The organism is Sphingomonas oligoaromativorans (assembly GCF_011762195.1).
Lineage (GTDB): Bacteria > Pseudomonadota > Alphaproteobacteria > Sphingomonadales > Sphingomonadaceae > Solisphingomonas > Solisphingomonas oligoaromativorans.
This window is the reverse complement of record NZ_JAASQK010000002.1, coordinates 72,159-98,355: the sequence shown is the minus strand read 5'-3', so window position 1 is coordinate 98,355 and position 26,197 is coordinate 72,159. Positions and strand designations below refer to the sequence as shown.

At 68.7% G+C, this 26,197-nt stretch carries 16 protein-coding genes; 8 read left to right on the top strand and 8 right to left on the bottom strand.

Annotated elements, in window-relative coordinates:
- Nucleotides 1–4: 4 nt before the first annotated feature.
- Nucleotides 5–5,158, top strand: coding sequence for a type I polyketide synthase (locus FHS98_RS04445; RefSeq protein WP_167100632.1), 5,154 nt, complete (start codon nt 5–7; stop codon nt 5,156–5,158).
- Complete coding sequence (locus FHS98_RS04440) at nt 5,155–6,132, top strand: glycosyltransferase family 2 protein (RefSeq protein ID WP_167100628.1); 978 nt, start codon at nt 5,155–5,157, stop codon at nt 6,130–6,132. The genes FHS98_RS04445 and FHS98_RS04440 overlap by 4 nt, the downstream gene beginning before the upstream one ends.
- 4 nt (nt 6,133–6,136) lie before the next feature.
- Here the strand turns inward: FHS98_RS04440 and FHS98_RS04435 are convergent, their stop codons facing one another.
- The gene (locus FHS98_RS04435; RefSeq protein WP_167100625.1) at nt 6,137–7,687 is read right to left on the bottom strand and encodes an undecaprenyl-phosphate glucose phosphotransferase; all 1,551 of its coding nucleotides are present in this window, start codon (nt 7,685–7,687) and stop codon (nt 6,137–6,139) included.
- A 12-nt stretch (nt 7,688–7,699) separates the two neighbouring features.
- Nucleotides 7,700–7,948, bottom strand: coding sequence for a response regulator transcription factor (locus FHS98_RS04430; protein ID WP_167100622.1), 249 nt, complete (start codon nt 7,946–7,948; stop codon nt 7,700–7,702).
- A gap of 504 nt (nt 7,949–8,452) precedes the next feature.
- On the opposite strand from FHS98_RS04430, the gene FHS98_RS04425 reads away from it, so the two are divergent.
- Nucleotides 8,453–8,674 (top strand): response regulator transcription factor, encoded by a 222-nt coding sequence (locus tag FHS98_RS04425; RefSeq protein ID WP_019832326.1) that lies wholly within the window; start codon nt 8,453–8,455, stop codon nt 8,672–8,674.
- Between the two features lie 20 nt (nt 8,675–8,694).
- On the opposite strand, the gene FHS98_RS04420 is transcribed toward FHS98_RS04425, so the two are convergent.
- From FHS98_RS04420 to FHS98_RS04400, 5 genes are all read right to left on the bottom strand, one after another.
- Nucleotides 8,695–9,882: an alpha/beta fold hydrolase gene (locus FHS98_RS04420; RefSeq protein WP_167100619.1), complete on the bottom strand. Its 1,188-nt coding sequence runs from the start codon at nt 9,880–9,882 to the stop codon at nt 8,695–8,697.
- 62 nt (nt 9,883–9,944) lie between these two features.
- Nucleotides 9,945–10,940 (bottom strand): cupin-like domain-containing protein, encoded by a 996-nt coding sequence (locus FHS98_RS04415; RefSeq protein ID WP_167100616.1) that lies wholly within the window; start codon nt 10,938–10,940, stop codon nt 9,945–9,947.
- Nucleotides 10,941–10,963: 23 nt separating this feature from the next.
- A complete protein-coding gene (gene nagA, locus FHS98_RS04410) occupies nt 10,964–12,097 on the bottom strand; it encodes an N-acetylglucosamine-6-phosphate deacetylase (RefSeq protein WP_167100613.1) in 1,134 nt (377 codons plus the stop codon).
- The gene (locus FHS98_RS04405; RefSeq protein WP_167100610.1) at nt 12,097–13,146 is read right to left on the bottom strand and encodes an SIS domain-containing protein; all 1,050 of its coding nucleotides are present in this window, start codon (nt 13,144–13,146) and stop codon (nt 12,097–12,099) included. The genes nagA and FHS98_RS04405 overlap by 1 nt, the downstream gene beginning before the upstream one ends.
- A gap of 30 nt (nt 13,147–13,176) precedes the next feature.
- A complete protein-coding gene (locus tag FHS98_RS04400) occupies nt 13,177–13,908 on the bottom strand; it encodes a GntR family transcriptional regulator (protein ID WP_167100607.1) in 732 nt (243 codons plus the stop codon).
- A 296-nt stretch (nt 13,909–14,204) separates the two neighbouring features.
- Between FHS98_RS04400 and FHS98_RS04395 the strand changes: the two genes are divergently transcribed.
- The 5 genes from FHS98_RS04395 to FHS98_RS04375 all read left to right on the top strand — a co-directional run bounded on the left by FHS98_RS04395 (nt 14,205) and on the right by FHS98_RS04375 (nt 24,475).
- Nucleotides 14,205–16,895, top strand: coding sequence for a TonB-dependent receptor (locus FHS98_RS04395; RefSeq protein WP_243847861.1), 2,691 nt, complete (start codon nt 14,205–14,207; stop codon nt 16,893–16,895).
- Between the two features lie 65 nt (nt 16,896–16,960).
- Nucleotides 16,961–19,186: a family 20 glycosylhydrolase gene (locus FHS98_RS04390; RefSeq protein WP_243847860.1), complete on the top strand. Its 2,226-nt coding sequence runs from the start codon at nt 16,961–16,963 to the stop codon at nt 19,184–19,186.
- Complete coding sequence (gene ptsP, locus FHS98_RS04385) at nt 19,183–21,642, top strand: phosphoenolpyruvate--protein phosphotransferase (RefSeq protein WP_167100601.1); 2,460 nt, start codon at nt 19,183–19,185, stop codon at nt 21,640–21,642. The genes FHS98_RS04390 and ptsP overlap by 4 nt, the downstream gene beginning before the upstream one ends.
- Nucleotides 21,639–23,351: an N-acetylglucosamine-specific PTS transporter subunit IIBC gene (gene nagE / locus FHS98_RS04380; protein WP_167100598.1), complete on the top strand. Its 1,713-nt coding sequence runs from the start codon at nt 21,639–21,641 to the stop codon at nt 23,349–23,351. Before ptsP ends, nagE begins: the two co-directional genes overlap by 4 nt.
- Entirely contained in the window at nt 23,348–24,475 is a 1,128-nt protein-coding gene (locus tag FHS98_RS04375; protein WP_167100595.1) for an acyltransferase family protein, read from the top strand. Before nagE ends, FHS98_RS04375 begins: the two co-directional genes overlap by 4 nt.
- On the opposite strand, the gene FHS98_RS04370 is transcribed toward FHS98_RS04375, so the two are convergent.
- Nucleotides 24,472–26,145 carry a tetratricopeptide repeat-containing sulfotransferase family protein gene (locus FHS98_RS04370; protein ID WP_167100592.1) on the bottom strand — a complete coding sequence of 558 codons (1,674 nt, stop codon included), beginning with the start codon at nt 26,143–26,145 and terminating at the stop codon, nt 24,472–24,474. The genes FHS98_RS04375 and FHS98_RS04370 overlap by 4 nt on opposite strands.
- Nucleotides 26,146–26,197: the final 52 nt, after the last annotated feature.

Below are 26,197 nucleotides of genomic sequence, written 5' to 3'. Positions count from 1 at the left end.
GAGTATGCAGCATTTCGGCAGCGGCTTCGGCCAGGATCCTTCGGAGCCATGGGGCGATACGGCGGTGGCGATCGTCGGCATGGCATGCCGCTTCGCCGGTGCGAGCTCGATCGACGATTATTGGGCGAACCTGTGCGGCGGGGTGCAATCCGTCATCCGCTATTCGGACGAGGAACTGATCGCCGCCGGCGTCGACCCCACGCTGCTCTCCGATCCGCGCTATGTGAAGGCGGGTGCTCCGCTGGCCGACATGGAATGTTTCGATGCCACTCTGTTCGGCCTCGGCCCGCGCGACGCGGCGCTGATGGACCCCCAGCATCGCCATTTCCTCGAATGCGCGTGGGAAGCGCTGGAGAATGCCGGCCACTCGCCCGAGCGCTTCGCCGGCGCCATCGGCGTCTTCGCGGGCTCGGGCCACAATGGCTATATGACGGCCAATCTGCTCGGCGATCCAGCGTTGCGGCGCGAAGTCGGTCCGTTCCAGCTCCAGCACGCCGGCAACGACAAGGATTTCCTGACGACCCGCGTCTCCTATCTGCTGAACCTCCGGGGGCCGAGCATCAACATCCAGACCGCCTGCTCCACCTCGCTGGTGGCGACGCACATGGCGATCCAGAGCCTGCTCAGCAACGAATGCGACATGGCGCTGGCGGGCGGGGTCTCGATCGGTGTTCCGCACCGGCAGGGCTATATGGTCGAGGAGGGCGGCATCCTCTCGCCCGACGGAGATTGCCGGCCGTTCGATGCGGCATCGAAGGGCACGGTGATCGGCAGCGGGGCCGGGATCATCGTCCTGCGCAGGCTACGCGACGCGATGGAGAGCGGCGATCATATCTACGCCGTGATCCGGGGCACCGCGATCAACAACGACGGCGCCGGGAAGGTCAGCTATCACGCTCCCAGCATCGACGGGCAGGCCCATGCCATCACCGAGGCGCTGAGCATCGCCGACGTGGATGCCGGGACGGTCGGCTATGTCGAGGCACACGGCACGGGCACGCCGGTGGGCGATTCCATCGAGATCGCCGCGCTGACGCAGGCTTTCCGCAAGGACAGCGCAGAGATCGGCTATTGCGGCCTCGGATCGGTGAAGGCGAACATCGGCCATGCCGATACGGCGGCCGGAGTCGCCAGCCTCATCAAGGTGGCGCTGTCGCTCCATCATGCGCAGTTGCCGCCGTCGCTGAACTTCACCGAAGCCGATCCCGCATCCGGGCTGGCGGAGAGCCCGTTCGTGGTCGGCGATACGCTCAGGCCATGGGCGCGTCTGGGCGCGCAGCCGCTTCGTGCGGGCGTCAACGCGCTCGGCGTGGGAGGCACCAATGCGCACGCGATACTGGAGGAAGCGCCCCGCCGCGTGCCCGGCGACCCGAGCCGGCCGCATCAGTTGCTCGTCCTCTCGGCGCGCTCGGCGGAGGCGCTCGACGCCAATACGGCGGCACTCGCCGATCATCTCGCGGCACATCCCGGCCTCAATCTGGCGGATGTCGCCTATACGATGAGCGTGGGGAGGCAGGCGCTGGGTCGGCGGCGGGTGGTGGTGGCCGAGAACCCGGCCGAGGCGGCGGCAGCGCTGGCCGACCCGGCGTCGCCCGGAGCGTTCACTGCGGATGCGATGGCGGACCCAACGGTGGCGCTTTTGTTCGCGGGGGCAGGCAGCCCCTATGTCGCGATGGGGGCGGGCCTCTATCGCAGCGAGCCGCTGTTCCGGTCGACGATCAACGATTGCATCGATCGGGTGAAGCGCATCGCCGGCATCGATCTCCGTCCGGTCCTGCTGCCCCCGTCTGACGGGCTGGATTTCGCCCGCGACATGCTGGAACGGCCGAGTGTCGCGCTGCCGGCGTTGCTGACGGTGCAGGTGGCGCTGGGGCGGTTGCTGATGTCGTGGGGAGCGCGGCCGGCCGGCATGATCGGTCAGGATGCGGGCGAATATGCGGCGGCGCATCTGGCCGGGGTGTTCGGCATCGAGGATGCCCTGCGCATCATCCATATGCGCGGACGCCTGTCCGAGGATGCATCCGCCACGTCGGACGAGTTCCGATCCATGCTGCGCACCGTGCCGATGCAGGCGCCGGCCTTGCCCTTCGTATCGAGCCTCACCGGCAACTGGATCACGCCCGCCGAGGCGATGAGCGCCGATTATTGGGCTCGCCATCTGGAGGAGGCGACGCGTTTCGACGAGGGGCTGGCCCGGCTGCGGGAGGCGCCCGATCGGGTGCTGCTGGAGGTGGGGCCGGGTCGCGTAGCGGATGGCATCGCCACCTTGCATTCGCTCCGCCAGCCGGAGGAGCCCGCCGCCGACACGGCTTTCCTGCTCAACGCGCTCGGGCAGCTCTGGGCGCTGGGAGTGGACGTCAACTGGGGCCGCTACTGGATCGACGAAAAGCGTCTCCGCCTGCCGTTGCCGACCTATCGGTTCGAACGGCAGCGCCATTGGATCGAGCCCCCCGCTCAGCCGGAGCCGACCGAGGATGAAACGGCGGACAAGCGCGCCGACATGGCCGACTGGTTCCATGAGCCGCACTGGCGGCGCACGGCGCTTCCCATGGCACAGGTCGGCACGGCGGCGGCGCTGATCTTCGAGGATGGGCTGGGCATCGGCGCCGCCATCGCCCGGCATCTGCGCGCGGCGGGGCGCGCGGCGATCCTGGTGCGTCCCGGCCGCCGCTATCGGCAGGAGGCGGTGGACCGCTTCATCATCGATCCGCGCAGACCGGGCGATTATGCCGCGCTGCTGAAGGCGCTGGCGGCGAGGGGACGGCTGCCCGGCCAGATCTATCATCTCTGGCTGACGACCGGCTTCTGGCGAGGCTGGCGCGCATCCGATGGCGAGCAGATCCAGAAGCGGGGCTTCGACAGCCTGCGTTTCCTGACGCAGGCGCTTGCCGCCCATGAGTTCGCGGCGCCCGTGCAGATCGCTCTGGTGTCGGACGGCATCCAGCGCGTCTGCGACGAAGCCGTGCTGTCGCCGGCCAAGGCGACGGCTCTGGGGCCGTGTCGTGCCATCCGGCGGGAATATCCGCATCTCCATGTGCGCAGCGTCGATCTGGCCGTCCAGCAATGGAGCGATACGGGCCGATCCCGCATCGCGGATGCGCTGATCGCGGAACTGGCCTCGCCGGACGACGCGGAGGCGATCGCCTATCGTGCGGGGGAACGCTGGACGCAAGGCTTCCAGCCCACGCCTCGCGGAACGGGAAAGAGCCGCCTTCGGTCGCGCGGTGTCTATCTGATGACCGGCGGGCTGGAAGGGGCGGGCCTCGCGCTGGCCCGCCATCTTGCCGAGACGCAGCACGCGCGGCTGGCGCTGATCGAGCGCTCCGCCGTTCCGCCGCGTGAAAGCTGGGAGTCGGAGTTGGCTCGCCTGGCGCCGGACGATCCGCGCGGCGGTCGCCTCCGCGATCTGCTGGCGATCGAGCAGGCCGGCGGCGAAGTGCTGGCCATGGCGGCCGACATGACCGACGCAGGCGCCATGCGCCGCGCGATCCGGCAGGTGCGGGCGCGCTTCGGGGCGATCGATGGCATCTTCCACGCGGCGGGTCTGGTCGACGCGGAGGCGGCGCACGCTGCCCTGATGCTGCCGGTGCTGGAAGAGGCGCTCGGGGCCGCGCAGCCCGGTTTCCTCGTCCTCTTCTCCCCGATCGGCACGATTGCGGAGCAGGCCGGTCAAGCTGCCGTTGCCGCCTTTCACGACGCTTATGCGCAGGCGCGCCGCGCCGATGAGCGGACGCGTGTCGTCTCGATCGGCTGGAACCCTTGGGAGGACGCCTCGGCCGGGATGTCGCCGAAGGAAAGATTTCGCGCGCTGGACAGAATCCTGAGCGGGCCGGATGCCGCGCATGTGATCGTCTCGCCCCGGCCGCTCGCAGCGCAGAGGCCGCGGATGAAGGCGTCGCACCGGCCATCCGCGCGGATCGCACGGGAGCTGCCGGCCGGAAGCGCCGCCGCCTTGCCCGCCACCGAGGCGGAGCGCCTGATCGCCAGCCTGTGGACCGAGATGCTCGGCGTCGAACCCGTGTTGCGCACGGACAGCTTCTTCGATCTGGGTGGGCAGTCGCTGCCGGCGGTGCAATTCGTCAGCCGTCTGCGTGAACGGACCGGCCGCACGCTGCCGCTGTCCACCCTGTTCGAGAACCCGACCGTCCAGCGGCTCGCGGCGATCCTCGATCCGAACAGCGCGCCGGTGGCGAGCGAGGCCGTTGCCGCCCCCGCGGCCGCCGGGCTCGTCACCATCCGGCCGGGTGGCGAACGCCCGCCGCTTTTCCTCGTGCATGACGGCCTGGGTGAGACTCTGCTCTATCGCGGCCTCGCGCTGCGGCTGCACGCCGGCCACGCCGTCTATGGCATCGAACCGAGGCGGCGGCCGGATGGAGGCTTCGCGCACACCCGCGTCGACGAGATGGCCGCCGATTATGTCGGGCGCATCCAGACGCTGCGCCCGCATGGGCCTTATCTGCTCGCGGGGCTGTGCGCCGGCGGCACCCTCGCGCTGGAGATGGCGCGCCGGCTTCAGGACAAGGGCGAGACGGTGGCGTTCGTCGGCATCATGGATGCGGCGGACGTCGATGCCGGCAGGCGTCGTCTCTATGCCACGCGATCACGGCTGGAGCGGGTGAGGGCGCTGCTCTCGAATGCGGGCGGGCCGAGCGTGATTCCGGCGCTGCTCCGCAAGATCTGCAACTATTGCATCTGGCAGGTGCGTTCGCGGCTGGAGCGGCGCCAACGCCTCCAGATCGTCGACGACATGCGCGGCGCTGGGGCGGGCGCGCCCGGCCTGCCCTTCGTGCAACTTTACGAGCTGGCGCATGAGGCGCATCGGCCGCGGGGCCTGTTCGCGGGTGGCGACGTCGCGCTGTTCCGGGCGACCAGCGGCGATGGCACGCCGGAGGACATTCCCTTCGCCGAAATCTACACCGATTGCATCCTCGGCTGGGGCAAGCGCGTGGCGGACGAGGTGGAGCTGGTCCCGGTTCCCGGCGGCCATGTCAGCCTGCTTCAGGAGCCGCATGTCGAGACGCTGGCCCTGCTTCTCCAGCAGCGGCTCGACGACAGTCTGGCGCGCTGGGCGCCGGGCGATGGCGCGGGGGCGGGCACGGGACGCTCGGCCGCGCAGGCCATCCGGCCCTCGCTCGTCCCGGCGGAGATGCTGCGATGATCCAGACCGATCCGCCGCTCCCGACGATGCTCGCCATCATCGTGAACTATCGGACGGGGCCGCTCGTGGTCGAATGCCTCGCCAGTCTGGAAAACGAAGTGCGCGAGATGCCGGGCCTGCAAGTGGTGGTGGTCGACAATGACTCGGGTGACGACTCGGTTCCGCTGATCGATTCGGCGATCCGAATGGAGGGGTGGGGCGGCTGGGCGGAACTGCTCGCCTCGCCGGTCAACGGCGGTTTCGCCAGCGGCAACAACCATGCGATCCGGCGCGCGCTGGCGGGCCGCAATCCGCCGGATCTCGTCTGGCTGGTGAACCCGGATACCGTCATCCGCCCCGGCGCGGCGCGGACGCTTGCCGCCTTCATGCGCGATCGCCCGAGGGCCGGGATCGCCGGCAGCGCGCTCCAGTCGGCGGACGGCACGCCATGGCCTTATGCTTTCCGCTTCCCGACCATCCTTGGCGAGACGGAGCGCGGCGCGCGATTGGGCCTCGTCTCGCGGCTCCTGTCGTCGCACGCGATCGGCCGCACCATGGGGCAGGAGACGGCGCGGGTGGACTGGGTATCCGGCGCCAGCATGGTCATCCGCCGCGCGGTGTTCGACGATGCCGGGCTGATGGATGAGGGCTATTTCCTCTATTATGAGGAAACCGACTTCTGCCTTCAGGCGCGACGGGCCGGCTGGGAATGCTGGTACGTCCCGCAGGCGGTGGTGTTGCATATCTCCGGCCAGAGCACGGGCGTGACCGCCGCGACGACCGAGCCGAAGCGCATTCCGCGCTACTGGTTCGAGTCGCGCCGCCGCTATTTCCTGAAGAACCATGGACGCGCCTATGCCATCGCCGCCGATCTCGGTTGGGCGGGGATGCATATGCTGTGGCAGGTGCGGCGGCTGGCGATGCTCCGCCGCAATCCCGATCCGCCCCGGATGCTGGGCGATTTCCTGCGCAACTCGGCGCTGTTCCGAGCCTGACGGCTCAATAGGCGGAGCGCTGGAACAGCACGATCACCACCGTCCGCGCCAGGATGTAGAGATCGAACAGCAGCGAGCAATGCTCGACATAATAGAGATCGTGCCGGAGGCGCTGGATCAGCATCTCCTCCGACGTCGTCTCGCCACGCCAGCCGCAGACCTGCGCCCAGCCGGTCAGCCCCGGCTTCACATTGTGGCGCGTGGCGTAGGAAGCGCGAATCTCCGCGAAGAGCTTGCCGCCGGCGCGGGTGGAGGCGGCGTGCGGGCGCGGGCCGACCAGCGACATCGCGCCCGACAGCACGTTGAAGAGCTGCGGCAACTCATCGATGCTCGTCCGGCGCAGGAAGGCGCCCACCCGCGTCACCCGCGGATCGCGGCGCGTGGTCTGCACCATGTCGCCGCTCTGGTGGCACCGATCGGCATACATGGTGCGGAATTTGAGGATCGGGAAAGGCTGGCAGTTATAGCCCTCCCGCATCTGCCGGAAGAGGACGGGGCCGGGCGAGTCGAGCTTGATCGCGATCGCCGCCGCCAGCAGCACCGGCGACAACAGGATCACCGCGATCAGCGACAGCAGCCGGTCCTCCACCGCCTTCACGAACAGCTTCCAGCCGGACAGCGGCGTTTCCAGCAGCGTCAGCACGGGCAGCCCGCCGAGCAGGATCATCGGCCGCCGGCCCCAGGCATAACCGGCCCATTCGGGCGCGAGGCGGATTTCGACCGGCGTGGTCCCCAACGCCTCCATGATCGACTGGAGGCGGGACTCGGCGGCCCACGGCATGGCGATGATGACCTTGTCGATCAGGCCGGCGCGGATCGAGCGCATCAGTTCGGGCATTCCGCCGAGATGGGCGAGGGGCAGCGCCTCCTGCGCGGCGCGCAACTGTGTCCGGTCGTCGAAGAAGCCGATGAGCGAGACGGCCAGCATGTCATGGCTCATGACATAGCGGGCGAGGTCGACCGCCTGCTTGCCCGTGCCGAAAATGGCGGTGCGCTTGTTGAAGATGCCCGCCCGGCGCAGATGCGCCAGCACTGACAGCAAGGCGAGGCGCGCGCAGACGATCGCCGCCGCGCCCAGCCCGCAGCCGATCAGGATCGCGCGGCGATGATCCCCGGTTCCGGGGCCGGTCGCCAGATCGAAGGCGAGCAGGAAGAGTGTCGTGGCGGTGGCGGCGCTCAGCAAAGGCGACCAGCAGCGCCGCCGGCACAGGATGGCGTCATGCTGATAGGCGCCGCTGATCTCGCCGAGCACGACGAAGAAGGCGGCGCCGAAGACGGACATGCGGAACGCCTCGCGCGCATGATCCGCGATCTGTGCGTCAAGCCGCCAGTGGATCAGCGCCCAGCCGGCCAGGATGATCGCCAGCCCATCCAGCACCCGCGTGACGAAGGACGCCAGCATGAGCGGCAACCGTGTCCGGTGACGCGAGAGGAAACCGGCCTGGATCCGCGGCGCCAGCTCGATGGCGGGCGTGTGCCCGGCCCGATCCGATCGCGGGATATCGTCCCCTTCCGGTCGGTCCAGCACATCGGGTGCGGCAGACGGCGAGTCCATCGCCGGGCACTCTCAATGGGCCACGAGTTCGGGCGTCCGCTCCGTCTCGTTGTGCCAGAGCATCCCCTGCTTGATGACATAGGCGATCATGTGGACGCGATTGCGGGTGCGCGTCTTCAGGCGGACATTCTCGACATGCCGTTCGACCGTGCAGCGCGCGATCTGCAATTCCTTGGCGACCTCCACCGCGGACAGCCCCCGAGCGACAAGATGGACGACCGCCAGTTCGCGACTGGTGAGATGAAAATCAGTGCTGTGCATCGTTTGCCCCCATGGGAACGATTCGTTCCCGAAACTGCTGCAAAACATCATCCCGGCAAGGGATGCGCCCCGGCGCTACGCACGACAGCTACCATGGAGCACAGGTAAATCCTTCTGGCGGCGCGAAATTTCAGCGCTTCAACAGAGAAGGGTGCCCTACTGACGAGACAAGCTAAGCACGACGCGGATGCGAAAGGGAAGCCCCTCCTTCTGGCACCTGTGCCATTTTGGCTTGGCTTGGAGGGGGTAGTCCCAACGGGCATTTCGAGCGGCCGGGAGGGGGGAGTCGCGGTGCGGGTCGCGAGTGTAAAACCTCCCGACATCCGGTGAAAACTGTCCCGAAAATGCAACGGGGGAAAGCATATGGTCGATTGGCCGAGGATAATCGGCATGATAGGGAGAGTTTTCCGGCCCGATCGAGCGCGATCGATTGGGCAGGGGGCGTGTCGCGTCATTCTTGTAGCGAAGCTTTAGCCCGATGGTCCTGTCTGGACGGAGGGGCCGATGCCCGACGAGCATGATTTTACGAACGACTGGCTCACGCCACGGGAGACCGAGGTGCTTCGACTCGTGTCGAGCGGGCTTTCGGCGAAGGAGATCGGGAGAATGCTCGAGATCGCGCCGAGAACGGTCGATCGCCACATCGATCATATCCGCCTGAAGACGCGCACCAAGAACCGATCCCACATGATCGCCTTCGCCCTTTCCAACGGCATCCTGCCTTAGGAGGCGGAGGACGGCGCGCTTCAGGGCGCGTATTTCGTCTCGACGCGCGATCCGCCCGAGAGCGTCTTGTGGACGGGGCAGCGGTTGGCGATGTCGAGCAGCTTCGCCTGCTGCTCGGCGTCGAGATGGCCCTCGAACGAAATGGTGCGGGTGAACAGGTCCGGCGGTGTCGCGCCCTCGACCTTCTCATGCTCGACGCGCGTGCGGACATGCTCCAGCGGGAAGCCCTTATTGTCGGCGACCAGCTTCACGGTCATCGACGTGCAGGCGGCGAGGCCGGCGCTCAGCAGATCATAAGGGCTGGGGCCGCTGCCCATGCCGCCGAGGCTCTCCGGCTCGTCGGCGATGATGGTGAGCGGGCCGACGCGAACGGAAAGCTGGAACTTGCCTTCGCCCGTGGTCCGCGCATCCGCGCCCGAGACGATCGCTTCGAGCGGGGCGTCGGCGTGGATCGGCGGGAGGTAGCGCGCCGCCCAGGCGGCGATGACACCCGCCGCGAAATCCGCGTCGCTCCGCCGGGTCAGCAGATGGTCGGCATCGTCGAGCGAGATGAAGCTCTTGGGATGCTTGGCGGCGCCGAAGATCTGCTGCGCATTCTCGATGCCCACCGTCTCGTCGCGCGGTGAGTGGAGGACGAGCAGCGGACGGCCCAGTTCGGCGATGCAGCCCGGCAGATCGAACTGGCGCAACTGCTCCAGAAAGCCGAGGCCCACGGAAAAGGGGCGCCCGGCGAGATGGACGTCGGCCTGCTGCTCGCGCTCGATCTTCTCGATCTGCTCGGGGTCGAACTGGTGCAGCACATGGCGGAGATGCCCCGGCGCGCCGATGGTGGCGACGGCCTTCACGGCGGGAAGCTCTCCCGCGGCGGCGAGCACTGCGGCGCCCCCCATGCTGTGGCCGATCAGGAGGGAGGGGGCCTTGCCTTCGGCGGCCATCGCCTCCGCCGCCGTGATGAGATCGCGAACGTCGGCGGCGAAATCCGCGAACTGTCCGCCGCTGGCGCCGAGGCCGGCGAAGTCGAACCGCAGCACGCCGATGCCCTTCTGGGCAAGCGCGCGGGTGATCCGCGTGGCGGCGATATTATCCTTCCCGCAGGTGAAGCAGTGGGCGAAGATCGCCCATCCGGCCGGCGTCGTCTCTGGCGCCTCCAGCCTGCCCGACAGGCGATAGCCCGAAGCGCTGTCGAAATCGAAGCTGCGCGTGCTCACCGATGCGTCTCCCGGCTCTGGACCTCGCGGCTCCTATCGCCGGAACGCGGGGCGGGCGCAATTCATTGCAGCATCAGCGCGCCGATCTGCTTGCGGAGCCGCGCCTTGGCGGCCTCGGAAAGCGCACCCCGAATGCCGCGCCGCTCGGCCGGGATATGCGCCTGCGCGCGGTCGAACACGACATGGTCGAACAGCGCGCGCCATGCCTCGCGCTGGCTTGCGGGCAGGTCTCCGAGGGCGAGGCTCGCATGGACCAGCGCGTCGATGGGCGCGAGGCCGGGCTGGGCCTTGGGCGTCGCCTCCCACCAATAATTCGCCAACATGCTGAAGGCATCTAGCGAGCGCACATGATGCCACCACATATAGGGGATGAAGATCGCATCGCCGGGGCCGAGTTCGGCGCTCTCCGCCTGCTCCAGCGCGGCGGCGAAACGGGGAAAGCGGCCGAGGTCCGGCGCCTCGGGATCGGCGAGGCTGACGGGCGCGCCGTTGGGCGTGAACTCGAACGGGCCGATATAGAGATTGGGCGCCTGCTCCGGTGGGAAGAGGGTGAAGCGCCGCCGTCCGGCGACTACCACCGCGATATTCTCCATCAAGTCGTGATGGGTGGCGACGACGATGCGGTTGCCGATCCAGAGGCGTGGCGTGACAGTCGGATCGAGGAGGTCGAGCCGGTTCTCCGCCGCGAAGGCGGGCAGGGCGTCGCGCGATGCGAGCGACTGCACGGCCAGCGCCGGTGGCGTCTTCTCGTTCGCGACGGCCGCCAGCCGGGCGAGGAGCGTTCCCAGCGTGCCCGCCTCGCGCGAGAAATTGAGGCCGCTCATGTCGGCGTTGTAGAAGATGCGGCCGCCGAATTCCGGCGCGCCGACGATCATCTCACAGGGCGCGCCGCTGCCGAGCCGCTCGATATAGGCCGGGACGCCGCCTGCTTCGTTCGCGGCGCGCACCGCCGGCCAGTCCGCCGCGATCCCGCGCAGCACCGCCGGTCGTGCGGAGGGCAGGATCTCATCCTGAAAGCGCTCCCGGTCGATGCCGTCGATCTCGCGTATCGGGCGCATGGCGTCTCCTGTGGCGGTCTTCGTCAGGCCGAATCCCGGCCCGCGATCCAGCTCCGCTTCACCTGCCAGTCCTTGTCGACCAGCACGAGGTCCGCCGACAAGCCGGGCGCGATCGTGCCGGTCCGATCCGACAGGCCGAGGAAGGCTGCCGGCGTGGAGGACGCCATCGCCACCGCGCGGCGCAGGTCCACGCCGGTCTGCGCGATCATGTTGCGCACCGCCGCGTTCATGGTGAGCGTCGAGCCCGCCAGCGTGCCTGCGGCATCCACTAGGCGGTCGCCGTCACGCTGGATATGGCGGCCTTGCAGGATGAAATGATCCTCCTCGGTGCCGGTCAGCGCCATCGCATCGGTGACGAGCATCAGCCGTTCATGTCCCTTGGCCTTGAGCGCGATGCGGATGACGGCCGGGTGGACATGATGCCCGTCGACGATCAACCCGGCGGTGACGCCATCGTCCTCCAGCGCCGCGCCGGTCATGCCCGGTGCGCGGTTCACGAGAGGCGACATCGCGTTGAAGAGATGGGTGAAGCCGCTCAACCCCTCGCCGATGGCGCGACGGACGGTGTCATAGTCCGCCTCGCTATGCCCCGCCGCGACGACCACGCCGGCATCCACCAGCGCCGCGACATCGCCCGGCTCGACGCATTCGGGCGCCAGCGTCACCAGCGTGCGGCCATGCCTGGCCGAGCCGAGCAACCGGATCGCCTCGCGGTCGATCCTGCGCAGGCGACCGGCGTCGTGGATGCCGCGCCGCGCGTAGCTCAGGAACGGCCCCTCGATATGGATGCCGAGCACGCCCGGCACGCCCTGCTCGATCGCGGCGTCCACGGCGGCGATGCCGGCCTCGACCACCGAAAGATCGTCGCTGATGAGCGTCGGCAGCATCCCCGTCGTGCCGTAGCGCCGATGGGCGGCGGCCATGGTGGCGATGGTCTCGACGGTCGGCGCATCGTTGAACAGCACGCCGCCGCCGCCGTTCACCTGCGTGTCGATGAAGCCCGGCAGCAGCATGTCGCCGCCGCAGTCGACGATCGTGGCGCCCTCCGGCGGCTCGGACGAAACGGAGCGGATGCGCCCGTCCGCGATCGTGACGACGAGATCGTCGCGCAGGCCCTGGGGCAGCAGCACGCGGGCGTTGACAAGGGCGATCTCCATCACAGCGTTTCGGTCACCTTGGCGAGATGCGGCGGTCGATCCGGGTCACGCCCCCGCGCGATCGCGAGGAGATTGGCGAAGCGGTAGAAACTTTCCACCAGCAGGATCGGCTGGATCAGCGGATCGGCGTCGAGCGCGGGGAGGGCAAGACCCGGCGCCCCTTCCGGCAGCCCGGCGGTCAGCAATGCGGCGTCGCGTGTGCTGAACTCGGTCGCGAGCGCGGCGACGCTCTCCAGCGACTCGTCCTGCTGGCCGAGCAGCAGCACCGGAAAGCCATGCTCCACCAGCGCCATCGGTCCGTGGCGGACTTCGGCGGCGCTGAACGCCTCGGCATGGAGGCCGCAGGTTTCCTTGATCTTGAGCGCCGCTTCCTGCGCGATGCCGAAGCCGTGCCCGCGCCCCACGACATAGAAGCTGGCGGCCTCCCTCAGCACCGGCAGCGCCGCCGACCAGTCGAGCGCCCACGCCTCGTCGAGCGCATCGGGAAGCGCCTCCAGCGCGGCCATCAGCGCCGGATCGCCGGTCCACTCCGCGACGAGGTGGAGCAGCGCCGAGAGGGAGGCGATGAAGGACTTGGTGGCGGCGACGCTCCTCTCCGGCCCGGCGCAGAGCGGCAGGAAGACGTCGGCCGCAGTCGCCAGCGGCGAAGCTTCGTCGTTGACCAGCGCGATCAGAAGCGCGCCCCGCGCCTTGGCGGCCTCGGCGGCGGCGACCAGATCGGGGCTGCGGCCGGATTGCGAGAGCGCGATCATCACCGCGCCCTGCATCGCCGGCGCCGCGTCATAGACCGAGGCGACCGACGGCGAGGAGGAACCTGTCAGCACGCCGGCATGGGTCTCGATCAGGTATCGGCCGAAGGTGGCGGCATTATCCGAGCTTCCGCGCGCCAGCGTGGCCACCGCGGAGGGCTTGTCCGCGCGCAGCCGCTCGCCGAGCGCCTTCATCGCAGGCCGGTTGCGCTCGATCTGGCGCCGGACGACGGCGCCGGCCTCGCCTGCTTCCTGATGCATCAATGTCGCTTCGGCGCGCGCCGCGAGGGGTTCGGACAACTCGATACTCCGGTGGTCAGAGGCGTTCACTTAGGGCGCGGCCTGGAGTTCGGCCACGAAGTCATAGGAATCGCCCCGATAGTAGGATCGTGTGAATTCCACGGTGCGGCCGTCGCCCGCAAAGCCCCGCCGTTCGATCAGCAGCCCGGCGGAGCTTTCCGGGATATGCAGGAGAGCGGCCTGCTCGGCGGTGAACAGCACGGCGCGCAGCCGTTGCAGCACGCGCACCGGCCGCGCCGTCCCCAGCGCGGCATAAAGCGAGGTGCCCACCGCATCGGGCGAGGGCAGCGAGGTGGCCGGCACCGTCGTATATTCGAGCGCCATCGACACATCGTCTGCGAAGCGGATGCGCGAGAAGCGATAGACCGCGCTGCCGGGGCTGAGCCCAAGCGCCATCGCCTCTTCCGGGCTCACCACGCCTTCGGAGCGGCTCAGCCACTCGCTCGACGGGCGGCGGCCTCTGCTCTCCATGTCCTCGGTGAAGGAGGAGATGGTGGCGAAATTCTTCTCCACGCGAGTGGCGACGAAAGTGCCCGCGCCCTGACGCCGGGTGAGGAGCCGCGCATCGACCAGCCCGTCCAGCGCCTTGCGCACCGTGACGCGGGAGACGCCATAGGCATCGGCCAGATCGCGTTCGGGGGGCAGCGCCTCGTCGGGCTGGAGCACCTGCCGCTCGATCGCGTCGCGCAGCACGCGCTGAAGCTGGAGATAGAGCGGCGCGCTGTCGCCCCCCTTCAGCATTCCCACCCGCTCCACGAACATGCCTTGCTCCCGCCTAGTCCTGTTTTCATGCATTACGTTAGATACCAATACAATACCGAAATTACAAAAAATTGGAATTGGAATCATTTTTGGTATTGCAATCTCGTGACGATGGTCTCCTTATTACATCGAACGCTCGTGATCGAAGCAAATTCTGACACGAGCCAGGGCGGCGCGGTAGGGACGTGGTCGTAAATTGGCCTTGTCTCCGCCGGCATGAAGGGGAAACGGACATGGTCAGGGGAACCAAAGCTCTTTGGACGGTATCGGCGAGCTTGCTCGCGCTCGCAACAGCCATGCCGGCTGCCGCTGCGGACAATGCGGATGGCGTCGCCGTCGCTCCTGCGGCGGATGCCGCGACGCCCGGCGGCGAAGAGATCGTCGTCACCGGCCTGCGCGCGTCGATCGAGGCCTCGCTGATCCAGAAGAAGAAGTCGGACATGGTGTCCGAAGTCATCACCGCGCAGGACATCGGCAAATTCCCGGACAAGAACGTCGCCGACTCGCTCGGCCGCCTCACCGGCGTGAACGTGGTGACGGGCTCGGCCAATGCCGGCGGCTTCGGCGAGAACCAGTCCGTCTCGATCCGCGGCACCGATCCCAACCTCAACCTCACGCTGCTCGACGGACATAGCGTCGCCACCGGCGACTGGTTCGTGCTCGATCAGCAGAATGGCGGCCGCAGCTTCAACTTCTCGATGTTCCCGTCGGAAATCGTGGGTCAGCTCGAAGTCTACAAGAGCGCCGAGGCGGACATCCCCGAAGGCGCCATTGGCGGCACGATCAACGTCCACAGCCGTATGCCGCTCGATCTGCCGGCGGGTTCGGTCCATCTCTCCGGGCAGGGCGCCTATAACGATCTCGCGGCCAAGTGGGAGCCGCAATTCTCGGGCGTGGCGAGCTGGAAGAACAAGGACGAGACGTTCGGCGTCCTCGTCTCGGGCTTCTACGAGAAGCGCGCCTTCCGCCGCGACGGCCAGGAATTCCTCGGCTACCAGACCGTCGATAATTTCGCGGACACCGGCCAGACGGTGCTGGCGCCGACGCTGATCGGCAACGCCTATTTCACGCAGCAGCGCGTCCGCAAGGGCGGCGACATCGCCGTGCAGTGGAAGCCGACCGACAATCTGGAACTGACCGCTACCGGCCTCTACACCCGGATGGACGCCAATAATACCAATGTGAACTCGATGGCGTGGACGTCGCGCCTGCTTGGCCAGAATTCCAGCGCCGGCCTCGACGATATCAGCAAGGACGAGGGCAACGCGCTCACCGGCTATACGATTAAGAATATCGGCGGCCAGAATGTGCTGACCGGCGCCACCTGGGCGAACACCGCCACCAACGGCGCACCGGTCTACGGCAAGGTGCAGGACGACATCTTCCGCACGGCCTACAGTTCCACCTGGGTCGCCAATTTCGACGCCAAGTGGCGGCCGACCGACGCGCTGACGCTGGACGGCGAGATCGGCTACACCAAGGGCAAGGGCGCCACCTCCGACACCGAGGCGTGGGAGACCTACTGGCGCACGGGCATGAGCTATGCCTTCGACGGCAAGCACGCCAATCTGAGCTTCCCGGATCTGCCGGCCGACAACAGCTCGGCCGCCTATCTCGACAATTTCTACAACTGGAGCTGGGGCGGCAAGATCGTCTCCCCCGACAGGGAGTTCTACGCCAAGGCCGATGCCGAATATGCCATCGACAATGGCTGGCTGAAGTCGATCAAGGTCGGCGGGCGCTACACCGATCACAAGCGCTCGCTCATCTATGATGCCTATCAGTGGGCCGGCAACGGGCTCTTCTCGGGCACGCAGACCATCGGCCTCGGCTCGGTCTACGACGGTGACATGACGCCGGGCGACTATTCGGATGGCATCGCCGGCGCGCCGCCTTATGCGCTCGCCAATCGCGACAAGGTGCTGGAGCTTCTCTCGCAGAATGGCGGCCGTGTGTTCGGCTTCTATCCGCCGCAGAGCTTCTCGGTGAAGGAGAGGGACGCCGCCGTCTACGCGATGGCCAAGGTCGGCAACGATCGTGACTGGCGCGGCAATATCGGCGTGCGCGCGGTCCACACGGATCTCGCCACGACGCAATATTCGCCGAACGCCGAGACGCTCGACGTCCATTCGATCTTCGGCGACTACGGCACGGTGCGCGACGGCAGCAAATATTGGGACGTGCTGCCGAGCGCCAACCTCACCTACAACATCAACGAGAAGCTGCTGGTGCGCGGCGCCGCCGCCAAGGTGATGTCGCGGCCGGGCTATGCGCAGCTCGCCGGCGCCTTCAGCCTCGACGATCTGGGCCTTACCGGCACGGCGGGCGGCAATCCGCACCTGAAGCCCTATCGCGCCTGGCAGTTCAACCTCGCGGCGGAATGGTATTACGCCCCGCAGGCGCTGTTCTCGGTCGGTCTCTTCGATCTCGACATCAAGAGCTACATCACCAGCCAGACCACGACCCAGTTCTACAAGACGCAGCAGCACCCCGACGGCGCGAACTTCCTCGTCACCGCGCCGGTGAACGGCGGCGGCGGCACCAACAAGGGTGTCGAGGTGAACTGGCAGCAGCCGATCGCCTGGGGCTTCGGCATCATCGCCAACTACACCTATTCGGACGCGAAGAAGAAGAAGAGCGCGGTCGTCGCCTCCGACGGCTTCAGCCGCGTGATCGACGGCAACTCGAAGCACACCTACAACGTCACCGGCTATTTCGAGGACAAGTGGGTTTCGGCGCGGCTCGCCTACAGCTTCCGCTCCAAGTTCCGCTCGGGCATCGATCGCTCGACCCCGATGTGGCAGGACGATTTCGGCCAGCTCGACGGATCGGTGCTGATCCACGTCACCAAGCAGGTCGACCTGAGCTTCGACGCGCAGAACATCACCAACTCGAAGCTCTATTATTTCGTCGGGGATAAGGCGGTGCCGCGTGCCTATTACGATAACGGCCGCACCTTCTATGCTGGCGCGCGGCTGAACTTCTGAGGCAGGATCGGCCGACGAACGGCTGGGAGGATTGAATGCGAGTGGCTTGGCGTCTTGCCGTTGCCTTGGCTCCACTGGTTGCAACGGGGGCCGCAGCGGCGGCCTCCACGCCACCGCTTCTGCCGATGCCGGCCTCCGTGGTGGCGGGCGAGGGGAGCTTCGCGCTTGCGGGCGAGGGGCTCATCCTTTCCGCCGATCCCGCCGACAAAGGGACGGTGGCGGCGCGGGAGCGCTTCCTCGATCTTGTCGCGAAGGGACACGGGGAGAAGTTCCGCGCCGGCCCGTCGGGCGGGGTGCGTTTCATCCGCGATGCCTCCGTGGCGGGCGAGGAGGCCTATCGGCTGGAGGTGACGCCTAAGGCCATCACCATCCGGGCGAGCGGGGACGCCGGACTCTTCTACGGCGCTGAAACCCTGTGGCAGCTTGTCGCTTCTGCGAAGGGTGGCCGCATCGCCGCCGTCCGCATCGAGGACCAGCCGGCCTTCGCCTGGCGCGGCGTGATGCTGGACAGCGCCCGCCACTTCCAGCCGGTGCCCTATGTCGAGCAACTGCTCGACCGGATGGCGGCGGAGAAGCTCAATGTCTTCCATTGGCACCTGACCGACGACGAGGGCTGGCGCATCGAGATCGACCGCTATCCGCGCCTCACGCAGATCGGCGCATGGCGTACTCCCGTCGGCGCGGCGGGGCGTGATCCCAAGACCGGGCAGCCGGTACGTTACGGCGGCTTCTACACCAAGGACGAAATTCGCCGGATCGTCGCCTATGCGGCGGCGCGGCACATCACGATCGTCCCCGAGATCGATATGCCGGGCCATGCGACGGCGATGGTGGCGGCCTATCCCGAGCTGGGCTCGACCCCCAATCCGCCCAAGGTGCCCAGTTCGGACTGGGGCATCCTGCCCAATCTGCTCAACACCGAGGATTCGACCTTCACCTTCATCGACAATGTGCTCGACGAGGTGATGGCGCTGTTCCCCGGCACCTACATCCATGTCGGCGGCGACGAGGCGCCCAAGGGCCAGTGGAAGTCCGATCCGCGCGCGCAGGCCCGCATCAAGACGCTCGGCCTCAAGGACGAGGAGGCGCTGCAAGGCTGGTTCACCGGCCGGCTGGGCGACTATCTGGAAAAGCACGGTCGCCGTCTGATCGGCTGGGACGAAATCCTCGAAGGCAGCGTGCCCGCGGATGCCACGGTGATGTCGTGGCGCGGCATGGATGGCGCGCTCAAGGCGGCGCGTCTCGGGCATGACACGGTGCTCGCGCCCGCGCCGGTGTTCTATCTCGACAACCGGCAGAGCGATTCCCCCGACGAGCCGCCCGGTCGCGGCGAGATCGTGAGCTGGAAGCGGCTCTATGATTTCGACACCGCACCGGCCGCGCTGAGCGCGGAAGAGCGGCGGCATATCCTGGGCGTTCAGGTCAATCTGTGGACCGAGCGGGTCCGCACCACGGATTTCGCCGATCGGATGATCTGGCCGCGCGCCGCCGTGCTGGCGGAGCTGGGCTGGTCGCCTGCGGGTACACGCGACTGGGCCGGCTTCATAAGGCGGCTCCAGCCGGAGCTGGCGCGCTGGCAGAGGCTCGGCTGGGCCTATGACCGGACGCCGCTCGACGTGGAGGCGAAGCTTGACGGTGGCGCGATCACGCTCGTCCAGCCGGCCACGATGGGCGAGGTTCGCGTCACGACAGATGGCAGTGCGCCGACCGCGAAGTCACCGCTCTACGCCGGGCCGATCGCCTTCACGGGCACCAACCGGATCGCGGCGCAGGCCTTCCTCGACGGAACGCCGCTCGGCACCGCGCAGCGCTGGAGCTTCGACGCCGCCAGCCCCTTTACGCGCGCCGCGACGGCGATGAACCTGTGCTCCAACAAGCTGCCGGACCGCATCGAGGACGACGGCGCGACCGACGGCGTGCGGCGCATCCTTTGGGGCGACGCGATGCAGACGTGCTGGATCTGGCCGAAAGCCCCGCTCGATGGCGTGCGGTCGCTCAACGCCGAGGTGGGGAGCGTGCCGTTCAACTATCAGCTTGGGGCGGACATCGCTTCGGTGAAGTTCCGCAAGCCCGAGACGCCCGACGGCGAACTGGAAGTGCGGCAGGATAGTTGCGACGGCCCGCGCATCGCCAGCATCCCGCTCGCGCCCGCCACCCGTTCGGATGGCGTGACGACACTCTCCGGCCCGCTTGCGATGCCCGTCAAGGGCACGCACGATCTCTGCATGACCTTCACCCAGAAAGCACCGGACCCGCTGTGGCTGCTCGACCGATTGACGCTGAACCGATGACCCTCGCGGTCGCGAGCCCGCTGGCTGGCTGGCTGACCGGTCTGGACGCCGTGCCGGACCCGGTGTTCGCCGAGCGGATGCTGGGCGACGGCGTCGCGATCGATCCGGTGGAGGGGCTGGTGCGCGCGCCGGTGTCGGGTCGGATCGCGACGCTCCACCCCGCGCGCCATGCCGTTACGCTGGAGAGCGATGAGGGAGCGGTGCTGCTCATCCATGTCGGGCTGGAGACGGTGGCGCTCGGCGGCGAGGGCTTCACGGCGCATGTGTCCGAAGGGGATCGGGTGACAGTGGGCGATCCGCTGATCGGCTTCGATCTGGACGCGGTCGGACGACGGGCGAAGAGCCTCGTCACGCCGATCATCCTCACCAATGGCGAGGCGTTTGCGTTGGCCGTGCCTGCTGTCGGCCGGATGATCGTGACCGGCGAAGCGTTGTTCGATCTCACGCCACGCGAGGGCGAGAGCCGGACCGCAGGGTCGGCCGGGCCGGCTGTGGAGCGCACGCTGATCCTGTCGCTGCGCCACGGGCTGCACGCACGGCCTGCCGCGCGGATCGCCGATTGCGCGCGGGGTTTCGATGCCGTGGTGGAGATCGTGGCGGACAAGGGGCGGGTGGCCTCGGCGCTGAGCCCCGTGGCGATGCTGGCACTCGCCTTGCCGCACGGGGCGCGGTTGCAGGTGCGCGCGACCGGTGCGGAGGCGGAACAGGCTGCGGAGGCCGTTGCCGCGCTGATCGAGAGCGGCATGGGCGAAGGGCTCGTCATTGCCGCGCTGGTTGAGGAGAAGATGGTCGAGGCGGCGCTCCCCGACCAGTTGCGCGGTGTCGCGGCGGCGCCGGGGCTGGCGAGCGGCCCGGCGTGGAAACTGGTGCGGCAGCGCTTCGACGTGGCCGAGCGCGGGCAGGGCGTCGAGCAGGAGCGCAGGGCTCTGGCCGAAGCGCTCCAGTCGCTGCGAGCGGAGCCCGAGGCGCAGGAGGGGGCGGCGGCGGCGATCGCGGCGGCGCATCAGGCCTTCCTCGCCGATCCCGAGTTGCTCGCGGCGGCGGAGCGCGACATCGCCTCCGGGCGGAGCGCGGGCTTCGCATGGCGTGAGGCCGTCGGCGGCTTCATCGCGCTGCTGGAAGGCACGGGCGACCGGCGCTTCGCCGAGCGGATCGACGACCTGCGCGATCTGGAGGGCCGCGTCCTCGGCGTCCTTCATGGCGCCCCCGCGATGATCGAGGCGCCGGCCGGCGCGATCCTCGTCGCGGAGGAATTGCTGCCCTCGCAGCTCATGGCGCTGGCAGGCAGCAAGCTTGCCGGCATCGCCACCGCCGGCGGCGGGCCGACCTCCCATGTCGCGATCATCGCCGCCGGCCTCGGCCTTCCGATGCTGGCCGCGCTGGGGCACGACGTCATGCGGATCGAGGATGGCACGACGCTGCTGCTCGACACGGGCGCGGCGACGCTCTCCATCGATCCCCCGCCCGAGCATCTCGCCCGGATGCGCGACGATGCCGCCCGCCACGCGACATTCCGCGCCGAGGCGGAGACGCGGGCGCACGATTTCGCCATCACGCGCGATGATGTCCGTATCGAGGTCGTCGCCAATCTCGGCTCGCTGGACGAGGCGCACGCCGCGGCAAAGGCGGGTGCCGAGGGGTGCGGCCTGCTGCGCACCGAATTTCTCTTCCTCGATCGGCCCTCGCCGCCGGATGAGGAGGAACAGCACGCCACCTATCAGGCGATCGCCGACGCTCTCGACGGCAAGCCCCTGATCGTTCGCACGCTCGATATCGGGGCGGACAAGCCGGCGCCCTATCTCCCCATGCCGGCAGAGGAGAACCCGGCGCTCGGCTTGCGGGGCCTGCGCCTCGGGCTCGCGAGGCCGGCGCTGATGGAGACGCAGCTCCGCGCGCTCGCCCGCGTGAAGGGCGATGTCCGCATCATGCTGCCGATGGTGGTCGAGCCCGGCGAGGTGCGCCGCGTAAGGGCGATGCTGGCGGGGATCGCGGAGCGGCCGCCGTCGCTCGGCATCATGGTCGAGACGCCCGCCGCCGCCATGCTGGCCGATGCGCTGGCGGTGGAGGCGGACTTCTTCTCGATCGGCAGCAACGATCTCAGCCAATATGCGCTGGCGATGGATCGCGGCAATCCGGCGGTGGCGTCGCAGCTCGACGCGTTGCATCCCGCTGTCCTCCGCCTGATCGCGGCCACGGTGGAGGGAGGTCGCAAGCGTGATCGCTGGACGGGCGTGTGCGGCGGCATGGCGGCCGATCCGCTGGCCGTGCCGATCCTGATCGGGCTCGGCGTCACGGAACTCTCCGTGCCCCCCTCGGCCCTCGCCGAGACGAAGGAGCGTGTGCGGCGGACCAGCCGCGCCACCGCCCGCGATCTCGCCCGTGAGGCGATGGCGGCGGACGGAGCGGAAGCGGTGCGGGCGCTCGCCCGGCGGTTCGTGGAGGAGATGGGGGCATGAAGGTTTCGGTCCAGTCGCTCCAGGTGCTCGGCCGTGCGCTGATGCTGCCGATCGCCGTGCTGCCGATCGCGGGCCTGCTGCTCCGCCTTGGCCAGCCGGACCTGTTCAATATCCCCTTCGTCGCGGCGGCGGGGGCGGCGGTGTTCGACAATCTCGGCCTGCTCTTCGCGGTCGGCATCGCGGTGGGCTTCGCGCGGGACGGCAATGGCGCGGCGGGGCTCGCCGGGATCGTCTGTTTCCTCGTCGCCAGCCGGGGCGCCGCGACGCTGCTGACGGTGCCGCCGGAGACGGGCGCGGGCCTGCCCGCCGATGCGCTGGCGCTCGCCACAGAGGCCTTCCGCACCAAGGCCGTCGCCAAGCTCTCCGTGCCGATCGGCATCCTCTCCGGCGTCATCGCGGGGGGCGCGTATAACCGATGGTCGGGCATCCGCCTGCCGGATTATCTCTCGTTCTTCGGCGGGCGGCGTTTCGTGCCGATCGTGTGCGGGCTGGCGGGGCTGGTACTCGCCGCCGTGATCGGTTTCGCCTATGCGACGATCGCGGGCGGCATGGACACGCTGAGCGCCGGGGTCATCCATTCGGGCGTGTTCGGGCTGTTCCTCTATGGTGTTCTCAACCGTCTGCTGATCGTCACCGGGCTGCATCACATCCTGAACAATGTCGCCTGGTTCATCGTCGGCGATTTCCATGGGAGCACCGGCGATCTCAACCGCTTCTTCGCGGGCGATCCGACGGCGGGGGCCTTCATGTCGGGCTTCTTCCCGGTGATGATGTTCGGCCTGCCCGCCGCCTGCCTCGCCATGTATCGCGCGGCGCTGCCCGAGCGGCGCAAGGCGGTGGGCGGCCTGCTGCTCTCGATGGCGCTGACCGCCTTCCTGACCGGCGTGACCGAGCCGATCGAGTTCAGCTTCATGTTCCTGGCGCCCGCGCTCTACGGCCTGCATATGCTTCTGACCGGCCTCGCGATGGTGGTGATGGATCTGTTGGGCGTGAAGCTGGGCTTCACCTTCTCGGCCGGGCTGCTCGATTATGCGCTGAACTTCCCCAAGGCGACGCGCCCGCTGCTGCTGGTGCCGATCGGCCTTGCCTATTTCGCGCTCTATTATGGCGCGTTCCGCTGGGCCATCGCGCGCTTCGACATCCCCACGCCTGGCCGCGAGGAGGAAGGAGCCCCGGCGGTGGACGCGGGGCAGCCCGTCGAGCGCGGCGCGGCCTTTGTGGAGGCGCTGGGCGGGGCGGGCAATCTCGTCTCGATCGACGCCTGCACCACGCGGCTGCGGCTGGTGGTCCGCGATCAGGCGGGGGCGAACGAGGCACGGTTGAGGGCGCTCGGCGCCAAGGGCTTCGTCCGCCCTTCGGCGCAGGCATTGCAGGTGGTGCTTGGTCCGATCGCCGACATGGTGGCCGATGAGATGCGCGGCGCGGCGGGCGGGCTGGCGAAAGTCGCTCCGGTCGAGGTGCAGGTTCCCGTGCGGGCAGGCCCGACAGTCGACGCCGCGCCATGGCTGGACGCGCTCGGCGGACGGGCGAACATCCTCGACGTCGCGGCCAATCCCAGCCGCCTGATGCTGCGCCTCGCCGAACCCGCGCGGATCGACGAGCCGGCACTCCGGCGGCTCGGGCTGCGCGGCGTGGCGCGGACGGCGGACGGCGCGCTCCATCTGCTGCTCGACGGTGCGGAATCGATCGGCCGGGGGCTGGCGGCATGAGCGATGCGCCCACCGCCACCGGCCCGCGCCATCCGCACGATCGCGCCGGACGGCGGCTGGTCTCGCTCGATCTGCTGCGCGGGCTGACCGTGCTGGGCATGATTATCGTCAACTCGACGGCGGGCGTGCAGAAGCACGACGGGCCGGTCTTCCCGCTGCTGCTCCATGCCGACTGGGCGGGGTTCACCATCGCGGACAGCATCTTCCCGGCCTTCATCCTGATGGTGGGCGTCTCGGTGGCGATCTCGTCGCGCGGAACGGCGCCGGAGACGAGGCGCGTGCTGCTGCGCGCCGGGCGGCTGATCCTGCTCGGGTTGTTCCTGTCCAACATGTTCTGGCTCTACACGAGCGCCAAATATCATCCGCGCCTGCCTGGCGTGTTGCAGCGGATCGGCATCGTCTATGCGGTGACGGCGCTGCTCTATCCGATCACGACGCCACGGGTGCGTGCGGGGATCGCGGCGGCATTGTTGCTGCTTTACTGGCCGCTCTGCCTGATCCCCTCGCCGGACGGGCTGCCGACCGACATCTGGGTGCAGGGGCATAATTTCGCCTCCTGGGTGGACCGTGCGGCGCTCGGCACGCTGCGCTTCGTCAAGGGGCCGGACGGCTATGACCCGGAAGGCCTGCTCAGCACGATCCCGACCATCGCGGAGGCGCTGATCGGCACGCTGGTGGGCGATTATCTGAGGCGGGCCTTGCCGCCGGGCGAGGCATCGAAGCGGATGGCGCTGGCGGCCCTGGCGATGATCGCGGGCGGGCTCGTCTGGGGGCTGGTGTTCCCGATCGCCAAGAATCTCTGGACGAGCAGCTTCGTGCTGCTGACCGCCGGCATCGCGCTGCTGCTGCTGGCGGGGTTCCATCGTTTCCGCGATCGGCGGGATGCGCCGGAAGGGAAGGGAGGGCTGCTCGGCAGCTTCGGGCGCAACGCCATCGCGGCCTATGCGCTGCACGAGGTCGCGTCGATCATCCTGCTGTCGGATGCGCTGCAATGGCCCTTCCGCCAGCTCGCGCCGGTGACGGGCACGCAGATCGCCGCGCTGGCGCCGGTGCTGCTCTTCACGGCGCTGGTCTGGTGGCCGATCGCGTCGATGGACCGGCGCGGCTGGTATCTGAAGATCTAGGCGTCGTATCCGCCAGCCTCCATCGCCGTTTCGACGATGGGGAGGATCGGCCCGAGCTGCGCCCGATAATTCTTCCACCGCCCGATCGAGCGATCGTGCAGCGGCTCGCGGACCTGCGCATAGCTGGGCGTGGGGGCGTGGCGGCGGCTCTCGTGGAAGCGCGCCTGCGCGGGCTCCACGGGCAGGCCGACATGGGCCATCAACCGCTCCGTCTCGCCCGCCTGATCGGCGACGAAACGCTCATAGGCGAAGATGTGGGGCGACAGGCCGAGCCCCTCGCGATAGCCCCCGGTCAGTGCGAATGCGGCGGCGAACTGATGCGCGGCATCCTCCAGCCGATAACCGCAATCGAAGCCGTGCGTCATGTCGTGCGCCATCACCGAGACGAGGATGTCGAGCGGGTGCCGGCGCACCGCGACCATCGGCGCTTCCGGGAAGGCGAGGTGGAGCAGCGGCAGATAGATTTCGTTGAGCGGCATCTTGTCGGTGAAGAAGGCGGGGCCGTGCTGCGTCAGGCCGTAAACATCCGCGCGGGCAAGGTAGAAGTCGCGGAGCAGGGCGGGGATATGGCGATGGTCCGCCGCAGCGAGCTTGTGAAGGCCATGGGGAAAGGGCTGGCCGTCGCCCAGCATCCGGCCGGCGAAATCGCGTAGCTCGGCGGTGAAGGGCAACTCGCCGCCAGCCGCGATCCGGGAATGGCTGGTGAGGAGCTGTTCGGTCATCGTCGTACCCGAGCGTGGCATCCCGAGGATGAAGAGCGGTTGCGGCCCGTCGCGCCGTCCGACCTGTCGTGTTTCAGGGAGGCGCATCGCCGCCAGCCGGGCGAAGTGCGCCTCCACGCCATGCACATCATAGCGGCGGCCGGTGGCGGCAGAGAGCGCGGCCTTTCCGTTGATGAAGTCGCTCCAGGCCTCCTCGTAACGGCCTGCCCGGTCGCGCAGGCGACCACGCAGCAGGAGCGCGGCGCCGCTCATCGCGGGCTGTCGGTCGAGCAGGGTCAGCGCCTCTGCCCAGCGCGTGTCGCGGGAGAGCAAAGTCGCGCGGAGCAGCAGCACGTCTCGTCCTTCGCGCGCGGCGAGGCGGGCGGCTTGCTCGATCGCGCGGTGGGCGGCATCGAGGTCGCCGGCCTGCTCGGCGATCTCGACGGTCAGCACGGCCGCTGCGAGCAGGCCTGGCTGGGCGCGGGAGGTTTCGGCGGCGAGGGCGGAGGCCTCCTCCAGCGCGCCCTGCCGCATCAGGTTGCGCGCGAGGTTGAGCAGCAAGTGCGGATGCCGCCCGGCGAGCGCGATGGCGCGGCGCAGATGCCACGCGCCCTCGACCAGCGCTTCCCGCCCGGACAGGAAGGCGCCGAGCATCGTATGGGCATCGGCGTTCGCGGGCGACACCGCCACCGTCTCTCGGACTTCGGCTTCCGCCTCGGCCGCGCGTCCCGTGTCGAGCAGCAGCCGGGCGAGATCGTCGCGCGCCCAGCCGGCATCCGGCGCGATCGTGATGATCCGGCGCAGCTCGCGCTCGGCGGCCGCCGTGTCCCCCTTCTGCCGGGCGGCGAGGGAGAGGATTTCGAGGGCGTCGACGGAGGCGGGCTCGGCGGAAAGCACGTCGCGCGCCGTCGCGACGGCGGTATCGAGGCGGCCCGCGCGCATCGCCTCACGGGCCTGTTGGATCTTCATCGCAACCATGGCCGCACGATAGCGGGCCGTCGGAAAAGAACCAGCCGCCGAC

Coding starts and splice junctions, on each gene's coding strand:
- nagE (WP_167100598.1), top strand. CDS start 21,639: ATGAAGGTTTCGGTCCAGTCGCTCCAGGTGCTCGGCCGTGCGCTGATG.
- ptsP (WP_167100601.1), top strand. CDS start 19,183: ATGACCCTCGCGGTCGCGAGCCCGCTGGCTGGCTGGCTGACCGGTCTG.
- FHS98_RS04445 (WP_167100632.1), top strand. CDS start 5: ATGCAGCATTTCGGCAGCGGCTTCGGCCAGGATCCTTCGGAGCCATGG.
- FHS98_RS04425 (WP_019832326.1), top strand. CDS start 8,453: ATGCCCGACGAGCATGATTTTACGAACGACTGGCTCACGCCACGGGAG.
- nagA (WP_167100613.1), bottom strand. CDS start 12,097: ATGGAGATCGCCCTTGTCAACGCCCGCGTGCTGCTGCCCCAGGGCCTG.
- FHS98_RS04435 (WP_167100625.1), bottom strand. CDS start 7,687: ATGGACTCGCCGTCTGCCGCACCCGATGTGCTGGACCGACCGGAAGGG.
- FHS98_RS04440 (WP_167100628.1), top strand. CDS start 5,155: ATGATCCAGACCGATCCGCCGCTCCCGACGATGCTCGCCATCATCGTG.
- FHS98_RS04370 (WP_167100592.1), bottom strand. CDS start 26,145: ATGAAGATCCAACAGGCCCGTGAGGCGATGCGCGCGGGCCGCCTCGAT.
- FHS98_RS04375 (WP_167100595.1), top strand. CDS start 23,348: ATGAGCGATGCGCCCACCGCCACCGGCCCGCGCCATCCGCACGATCGC.
- FHS98_RS04395 (WP_243847861.1), top strand. CDS start 14,205: ATGCCGGCTGCCGCTGCGGACAATGCGGATGGCGTCGCCGTCGCTCCT.
- FHS98_RS04430 (WP_167100622.1), bottom strand. CDS start 7,948: ATGCACAGCACTGATTTTCATCTCACCAGTCGCGAACTGGCGGTCGTC.
- FHS98_RS04400 (WP_167100607.1), bottom strand. CDS start 13,908: ATGTTCGTGGAGCGGGTGGGAATGCTGAAGGGGGGCGACAGCGCGCCG.
- FHS98_RS04415 (WP_167100616.1), bottom strand. CDS start 10,940: ATGCGCCCGATACGCGAGATCGACGGCATCGACCGGGAGCGCTTTCAG.